Here is a 7,215-nt window from a genome sequence, read left to right as displayed (position 1 = left end):
GGCTGCGCAACGACCGGTACACCGGGTTCACCGTCGTCGATCCGGGCGGCAACTGGATCCGGATCAACAAGGCCGCCAAGGAACCCGAGGCGCAGACCAAGCTCGCCAAAGCCATGGAGAACGCCGCGAGGCAGGCGGATGCGCACGGCGACGAACGCCAGGGGCTGAAGATCCTGGAAGGCGCGTTGAAGCGGGCGACCGGCGACGAACCGGAGTTTCAGGCGGTGCGGGAGTACCGCGACGAACTCGTCGAACGGATCAAGGGGTCTGAGCCGCGTCCAGGCGCTTGAGCGCGGCCCTGACCACCTCGGGGTCGTAGGTCGTCCAGAACGGGGGGAGTGAGGCGCGCAGGAAGCCGCCGTAGCGGGCCGTGGCCGGCCTCGGATCCAGGACGGCCACGACGCCCTTGTCCGACATCGACCGCAGCAACCGGCCGGCGCCCTGGGCCGGCAGCAGCGCCGCGTGGGTCGCCGCGACCGTCAGGAAGCCGTTGCCTCCCCTGGATGCGCAGCGCGACGCCGGGGACGTCTTCGGCCAGATCTCGGACGGCCGAAGGCGACTGGTCACGCAGGGCGTCATCGAACAGGTTGGCCAGCTCGTTGTAGGCCGCGTGGCCGCGAGGGATGGTGAGGGTGAACTGGTTTTCCAGGGTCGCCAGGCAGGCGTGCGTGTCGTCGACCAGCACCGAGCCCATCTCGATGTGTTGCCGAGTGTCGCCCACGACGCCGAAGACCGACAAGCCGTTGATCACTTTGTGGATGTTAGGTGATGTAGGTGACGAGGATGGCCTTCCCGGATTGGAACCGGCCCGAGCGGGGATCGTCGGTGGTCTCGATGCCAAGGGCTTTCGCTTCGTCCCGGACCTGGTCGGCGAGGTAGATGTCGGGCGTGATGTAGATGGCCGGGCTGGCGCCCTCGTTGAGGCAGCCCTTCAGCATCATCAGCCCGACGACCGTCTTGCCGCCGCCGGTGTTCATCTTGACCAGCAGGTCGGATTCGGTGCGCCTCTCGTGCCAGCGGTCCCACACCTGCGTCTGCACGTCCCACGGTCGGGCGTACTTCGGGTCGCGAGCCGGCAGCGCGGCGAAAAGTTCGTGGTCCGCGCATCACCAACTGAGCACGTTCACCTATACAGGGGTGAGCACATCCAGGCGTACGCCGACACGTGTAGAGCCGTCAGCCGGATCACTGATCCCTGTCGTCGGGGCCGGGGCGGAGGGCGATGACGTTGGTGTGCGGTTGGGAGAGCTGCTCGCGTAGGTTCTGGTTTTCGAGGGTGAGGACGTGGACGGTCCGGACGAGCGCGGGGACGTCGGCTTCAAGTTGTGTGAGCCGTTCGTTCTTGTTCGCGATCGTCTTCTTCATTTTCGTGATCTCGGCACGGAGTCGGACCTCGACGTCCGGGGTCGCGCCGTGTGCTTTGACCAGTTCGTAGAACTCGTTCTTCAGGTCGGTGTGACGCTGGGTGAGGGCGTTGCGCGGGACCTGCGCTTCCTGGGCGAGCGCGACGATGGTGAGTGCGCCGTTGGAGAACTTGGCTTGGTCGTTGAGCAGGCGGTCGATGCCGGCGCGGATACGTTCGCGTTCGCCTGGGGTCGGGCTCATGTGGTGTCCTTGAGAGTGATACGGGTGCGGTCGTGGGTGTCGGCCAGGTCGCGGAGGCGGGCGGCGTTGGCGCGGAGCCGATCACCGATTGGCCGGGCGGCGAAGGCGACGCGTTTGTCGAGGAAGCCGGCGCGTTCGCGGAGTAGGACGGCGTGCTCATCGGTGCGGATGATGTTGCCGCAGCCGGGGACGCAGCGGTCGAGGGTCGGGGTGTCCCGGACTCCGTCGCGATGACATAGGGCTTGGGCGCGTTTGTAGTGGCAGAGCACGAATGCCTGCGGGTTGTCGTAGATCATGGCGTCCTCGTTGGCGATCAGGCGTTTGGCCGTGGCCGCGGTGATCACGGTGCCCGCGAACCGGGGCGCCTTCGCGGCGGCCTTGATAGCGCGGCGCGCAGCGGGCCCGGACACGCTGCCGCCTTCGGCCAGGTGCTCGTTGAGACCGATGACCGTGTCGGCGACAGCGCGGGCGGTCTCGACGTCGATGAGGTCGTGAATCCCGCTGCGGGAGCGGGAGCCGTATCCGTCGGTGACCGTGGAGAAGACCGTGCGCAGGTGTCCATATTGGATCGCCAGGGCGACGAGCCCACCGGGACGGCGGGCGATGTGCCAGGCCAGGGACCGTCGGAAGCGTGCGGTGCCGACAGCGCCGTGTGGATCGGGCGGGATGGCCTCGGCGGGAAGGTCGCGCGCGGTGGCCTCGGCGTTCGCCCAGGCGATGAACGCCTCGACCCGATCCCGCATCGTGTCGAGCTTGAGTGATCCGGTGCCCGGGCGGCGCCCGGCGACGTCGTGGGCTGCTTTGTCGAACAGCAGGCCGCCGGGGGGAACCATGCGTTCCAGGACGCGGATGGCGTTGACGACCGGCGTGATCGCCGTCCAGGGGACGTCGCGGTCGGCTCCGGCGGAGTTGTGGTTTCCGTGCTCGTCGGTGGCGGTCTTGAACGTCTTGCCGTGGATCACGTGCCGGCCGGTTCTGCCGGCGTCACCTGGTTCCGGGTCCGGGCAGCAGCCGCTGCGCAGCCCCAGCACCTCGCCGGGCCGCATCCCGGTGAGGTAGGCGATGACGATGAAGCACGCCGTGCCCAGATGGATCATCAGGTGGTCGGTCTCGCCGAGATCGAGCGTGTCACGCCAGGGCGATCCCGCGATCGTGCCTGTCACCGGAACGTCCAGGGGGCATCCTCCCGGCCGCTCGGCGGCCGCGGCGACCAGTCCTTCGCGCACCAGCAGGGTGTTCATCTGGCTCTTGGCCGCGCCGGTGAGTCCCTGGACATATTCGCGGGCGAAATGAGGGCGGCCCCGGTGAAGGGTGGTCGGCAACGGGGCCCGACCCTCGATCAGCGGGGTCAGGTAGGCGAGCAACGCGGCCTTGCCCTCGGGTGTGGCGCTGTTGGCCCGGCCGGCCGCCATCAGCCGTTGTCCTTCCGCCCAGCCGCGCAGTATGTCTTCGGACAGGTCGTCGACCATCCGCATCGCCCAGACCAGCAGCGGTCCCATCACGTGCTCGGCGACGGGTTCGGTCTGGTTCTCACCGCCTCCCGACGACGCCGGGGGAAGGTAGTCGTCGATGCCGAACTCGTCCCAGGGCGGACGTCCGATGCCGGCCGGGCTTGCGGTCAGCCGGTCGTAGGCCCATAGCCTCACCAGCGCGGCCAGGACTGCTTGAGCTGAGGTGCGGACGGTGTGCTGTGTCGAAAGGTGCTGGCCGTAGTCGTGCAGGACAGCCTGGTCGCAGTCGGCGAGGCAGCGGATTCCCCTGTCGTGCAACCAGTTCGCGAGGTTCATCCACTGCGCCACGGTGCTGACGATGGTGCCGGCGCTGACCCGGCTGCGCAGGCGTTGGCGTTCCCGGACGAACGTGGGCCGCAACTCACCGTTGATCATCGCCCAGGCGGCCAGCTTCAGTTCGCCAACGAATGCCTCGGGGCAGCGGCGCCAGTTGATCGAGCCGTTCTTGGCGCTGGGGTTGCCCGACAGCGGGGACGTGTGCCAGGTCGTCGCGGAGTATCGGGTGTTGAGGTGCGCCGTCAGCGCAGACGCGACGAACTGGGGCAGGACCACGGGAGTGGCGGGGGTCGGAAGCGGAAGAACAAAGGGGTCGTCATCAAGCAGTGGGACGGTCACGCGTTCAGGTCTCCGCTCAGCAGCAAGTCGATGAGCTCGCGGTCGGCGGTGGCGGTCGTGGCCAGGGCCTGGTTCCAGGCGCCGTCGCCGACCTTGGTCTTGAGGTCGTGCAGGCGGGCATGGTGGTCATTCCAGTCGCGGTCCCAGTCCCGGGCGGACAGGACTGAGCGCAGGTTTCCCAGTGACTGGTGCAGCAGCGCCAGCGTCCCGTGGTGTCCGGGGTGGACGCGGGCGTTGGTGCATCCCAGGCAGTCCAGGAACGACAGGCCGCAGCTGCCGTCCGGGCCGGGGGCCGGGCTGTTGTCGTAGTCGGCGCAGTCGGCGGTCGCGGTGGCGACGTCCCCGGAGACCGGTTCGTCGCGGACTTCCGCGACCAGGACGGCGGTGCGGGCACGCTGTTCGGCGTCCTCCGCGCCGGCTGCGATAACTTCGACGGCGTGGTCCTGGACCCTTCTGTCGGGTAGCGCATAGTCCCGGTCGTGGGTGTCCTGGCTGTTCTGGCCGGGCTCGCGACGATCGAGGGCGTTCACCGTCCGTCGGCCCCGTCGGAACGGTGACCCGGTGGCCACTCCCAGGCTTGTTGCCCATTCGTAGGCCGAGACCGTGTCGATGCCGAAAGCGAAGGGACCGACCGGGGCGGGCCGGTCGTGGCTGCGCTTCCTCGTTGCTGACGGCATGATGGCGCGCCAGACGACCAGCAAGTTGTTTCCTGGGTCCAACTTCTCGACGACGGCCCGAGCGAACCGGGTGGCCTGCAGCGCCTGCGTGATCAGCCGGCCGTTGGAGGCCGCACCATCATCGGTGACGTTGCGGGTCTCGAACTGGTTGCCCAGGCCGCGCCGCGCTTTCTGCAGTGGGATGCGGTAGGTCGGGTGACCGTCCTCGCCGGGGTCCGGCAGCGCCTGCGGAACCTGCGCATGGTCGATGACGCTCAGGTTCCAGCCGTATTCGGCCATGAGCAGCACGCCGAGGGCGATCGCCTCTCGCCGGGACAAGAACAGCCGCAGCGTCGTCACCTCGGCGGACCGGCCGCCGAACGGCTTGCGGTAGCGGCGCAGAACCTGCCGGCGGCCGCCGTTCGACGAAGGGCTGGGCTTGGACGGGGCGTAGCGGGGAACGTCGCCGGTTCGGGCCAGGTGATCCAGCCCTTCCCCGAGCAGCCATTGCTGCGTGCCCGCAACGAACTCCGCCCGCCGCCACCGCTGCAGGTGCTCGGCGTTCGCCTCGATGCGCAGCAGCGCGGCGCGAAACATCCGCCGAGCGGCCACGACGATGATCTCGAACTCGGCCTCTCCGTAGGACTGGACCCGGCTGGCAGGTGGGCGCAGGCGGCGCGCCAGCTCGTCGGCGACGGGGCCGGCCGCCAAACGCTCGTCGTCCCGCAGCAGGCTCCCGATCCATACCAGGTCTTGGTGACCGCCCGGCCGGCCGGAACGGCTGTGCCGCCACCGCTTGACCATGGCGACCGTCAGCTCGTCGAAGTCGCCAGGCGGCCGTTCCAGCGCCGCCAGGAACTGCGCGAACCTCATGACGTGGTCGAACGCCTGGCTGGACGTCGTGTGGACCGTCCAGCGCCGGACGCACCGCGCGGCGAACACCGCGGCCAACGAGCGCTGCATGGACTCAGCGACCGGCAGCAGGGAGAAGTCGAAGCTCTTCACGCGGCCGTGCTTGTTGCGGTGGTGGACGACCGTGCCGCCGGTGGCCAGCACTTCGGGGCGGGTGTGGTCGGCCGGCGGGCTGGATGCTCGGCGGCCACGGCCGCTCACCGTGAGCCGTCCGCGGTCTGCATCCGGGCGTCGACGTCCTGGATTCCCTCGGACTCCCGGGCGATGCGGGTGAACACGCTGTCCAGGTCGGGCGTCGGCTCGGCGGCCGGACCGTCCTTTGTGGCCAGCATCGACCGCAGCTGCAAGTCCGCGACCGGCGCGAGGTAGTGCCGGATCGTCACCTCGCGGGAGGAATGACCGAGCAGGTTCTGGACCATGAACCACGGGTCGCCGTAGAGCAGGCGGAAATCACGCCGCTCCTCCGGGGTCAGGCCCCACTTCTGATCCATCAGATGGTTGAGGACCACCAGCATGTAGAGGGCGAAGGAATGGCGCGCAGAGTGCGGCGTCGCGTAGGGCGCCCAGACCTTGTGCGGGTCAAGCCGCCGATGCTCCGGCGGCGTGAGGATCCGCTCGCAGCGCTTGTTCGTGTTGTGAAACACCGCCTCCCACGAGTGCGGCCGAAACGGCAGACCCTGCTCATTGAGCCACAGCCACAACGGTTCCAGACCGCGGCGGCCCTCGGTGAACAGCACCATCCGCTCCTCCACCGGCAGCTCGTTCAGCAGCATCCGCCCGGCCGACCCCTTGCGATCAACCCAGTGGACCATCGGTTTCAGACCCCTGGTCACCTCGGTGACGATCCGCACCTCCGGCAGCCGCTCATACCGACCCTTCCGCTGCGCACCGCGAATCGCCAACGCCCTTGACGCGTCCATATAGGTCTCGACGTCACCGATCGCGCTGGAGGCGACGTAGAACGTGCGCACCTTCTTCGACCGCGTCGCAGCGGCCGCCACCTTCCCGACGTAGTACCGGCCGCCGTCCAACCGCCGCCCGGGCACCTCGAACGTCAGCAACGACCCGCACTCGGCCCGCCGCAAGCCCGACGACCTGAGCACATTCACGAACGCCACGTTGCGGTCCTCCTGCCGCGACACCCAGCCCGACTCCACAAGCCCCTTCGCATTGCAACCACGCAAACCGATCTCGATCCACCGATCCCAGGTCCGGGGAGTCAGCCAGTGGACGTTGCTGGCCCGCGCGTCACCGGCCCGCGCATCGGGAACCCACCGTGCCTCACCATCGCGGCCGACGACCTTCCGCACCGCGATCGGGCTTCGCCGCACCAGCCTGCGCCCGACCGGTGACCTGTACAGGCTCGACAACGCCGCCAGCTCGCGATCCCACTTCGAGCCCCCCCACCCGCTGCGGATTCGACCGCTCCTGCCGACGCCAGTGCTCGTAGTCCTCCACGTCACGAGTCGTCGCTGCAGTCCAGCCACGGCCACGGCTCCACAAGAAGTCCAGGAACAACCGGATGTCGGTCGCGTAGTTCCGCTTGGTTTCCTTGGTGAAATCACGGAACTTCACCCAGCGGCCGTACTCACCGAGGTGAGGATCCACGTGGTAGTCCGGCGAGAGGAAGATGGGGTCACCTGCCCGCACTCCCACCGCGTCCTCTTGGGACGGCAGGTCCTCCCAGCCCGCCAGCAACCGCCGCCGCACCCCACTCCGCACCGCATCCTGCGGCACCCAGAACACCCGCCAACTCGTCACTCTGCGATCCCTCTCGACGTGCATCAACACGCACATCTAAAGATCTTTCGGCAATAGGGTGAGTCGTTGCGGGTGTTCTCTCTTGCGGGGCGGGACAATCGGGGCGTGCCGAAGCCTCCACGATCCCCGGGCGAGCCTGATCGGGCCCGGAAGTC

6 protein-coding genes and 2 pseudogenes are annotated in these 7,215 nt (G+C 68.5%); 1 reads left to right on the top strand and 7 read right to left on the bottom strand.

Going from position 1 to position 7,215, the window contains the following annotated elements; all coding sequences use genetic code 11:
- A pseudogene (locus tag FM051_RS49425) lies at nucleotides 1-290 on the top strand (VOC family protein); the annotation flags it as partial.
- On the opposite strand, the pseudogene FM051_RS49420 reads toward FM051_RS49425, so the two are convergent.
- The 7 genes and pseudogenes from FM051_RS49420 to FM051_RS51345 form a co-directional block, all read right to left on the bottom strand.
- Nucleotides 259-504 (bottom strand): annotated as a pseudogene (locus FM051_RS49420) (helicase C-terminal domain-containing protein); the annotation flags it as partial. The pseudogenes FM051_RS49425 and FM051_RS49420 overlap by 32 nt on opposite strands.
- Nucleotides 505-761: 257 nt before the next feature.
- Nucleotides 762-1,040 carry a DEAD/DEAH box helicase gene (locus FM051_RS49415; protein ID WP_158854853.1) on the bottom strand — a complete coding sequence of 93 codons (279 nt, stop codon included), beginning with the start codon at nucleotides 1,038-1,040 and terminating at the stop codon, nucleotides 762-764.
- A gap of 145 nt (nucleotides 1,041-1,185) precedes the next feature.
- Nucleotides 1,186-1,605 (bottom strand): hypothetical protein, encoded by a 420-nt coding sequence (locus FM051_RS49410; RefSeq protein WP_158854852.1) that lies wholly within the window; start codon nucleotides 1,603-1,605, stop codon nucleotides 1,186-1,188.
- Nucleotides 1,602-3,668, bottom strand: a complete 2,067-nt coding sequence (locus FM051_RS49405) for an integrase (RefSeq protein WP_202919523.1) — start codon at nucleotides 3,666-3,668, stop codon at nucleotides 1,602-1,604. Before FM051_RS49405 ends, FM051_RS49410 begins: the two co-directional genes overlap by 4 nt.
- A 59-nt stretch (nucleotides 3,669-3,727) precedes the next feature.
- On the bottom strand, nucleotides 3,728-5,500 hold the full coding sequence (locus FM051_RS49400) for a hypothetical protein (protein ID WP_158854850.1): 1,773 nt from the start codon (nucleotides 5,498-5,500) through the stop codon (nucleotides 3,728-3,730).
- Nucleotides 5,497-6,417: a site-specific integrase gene (locus FM051_RS51350; RefSeq protein WP_202919522.1), complete on the bottom strand. Its 921-nt coding sequence runs from the start codon at nucleotides 6,415-6,417 to the stop codon at nucleotides 5,497-5,499. Before FM051_RS51350 ends, FM051_RS49400 begins: the two co-directional genes overlap by 4 nt.
- A gap of 163 nt (nucleotides 6,418-6,580) precedes the next feature.
- Nucleotides 6,581-7,045, bottom strand: coding sequence for a site-specific integrase (locus FM051_RS51345; RefSeq protein ID WP_202919521.1), 465 nt, complete (start codon nucleotides 7,043-7,045; stop codon nucleotides 6,581-6,583).
- Between the last annotated feature and the right edge of the window lie 170 nt (nucleotides 7,046-7,215).

This window comes from Saccharothrix deserti (assembly GCF_009769385.1).
Classification (GTDB): Bacteria; Actinomycetota; Actinomycetes; order Mycobacteriales; family Pseudonocardiaceae; genus Actinosynnema; species Actinosynnema deserti.
The sequence above is the reverse complement of the archived record's forward strand: the minus strand, read 5'-3'. Positions and strand labels throughout refer to the sequence as shown.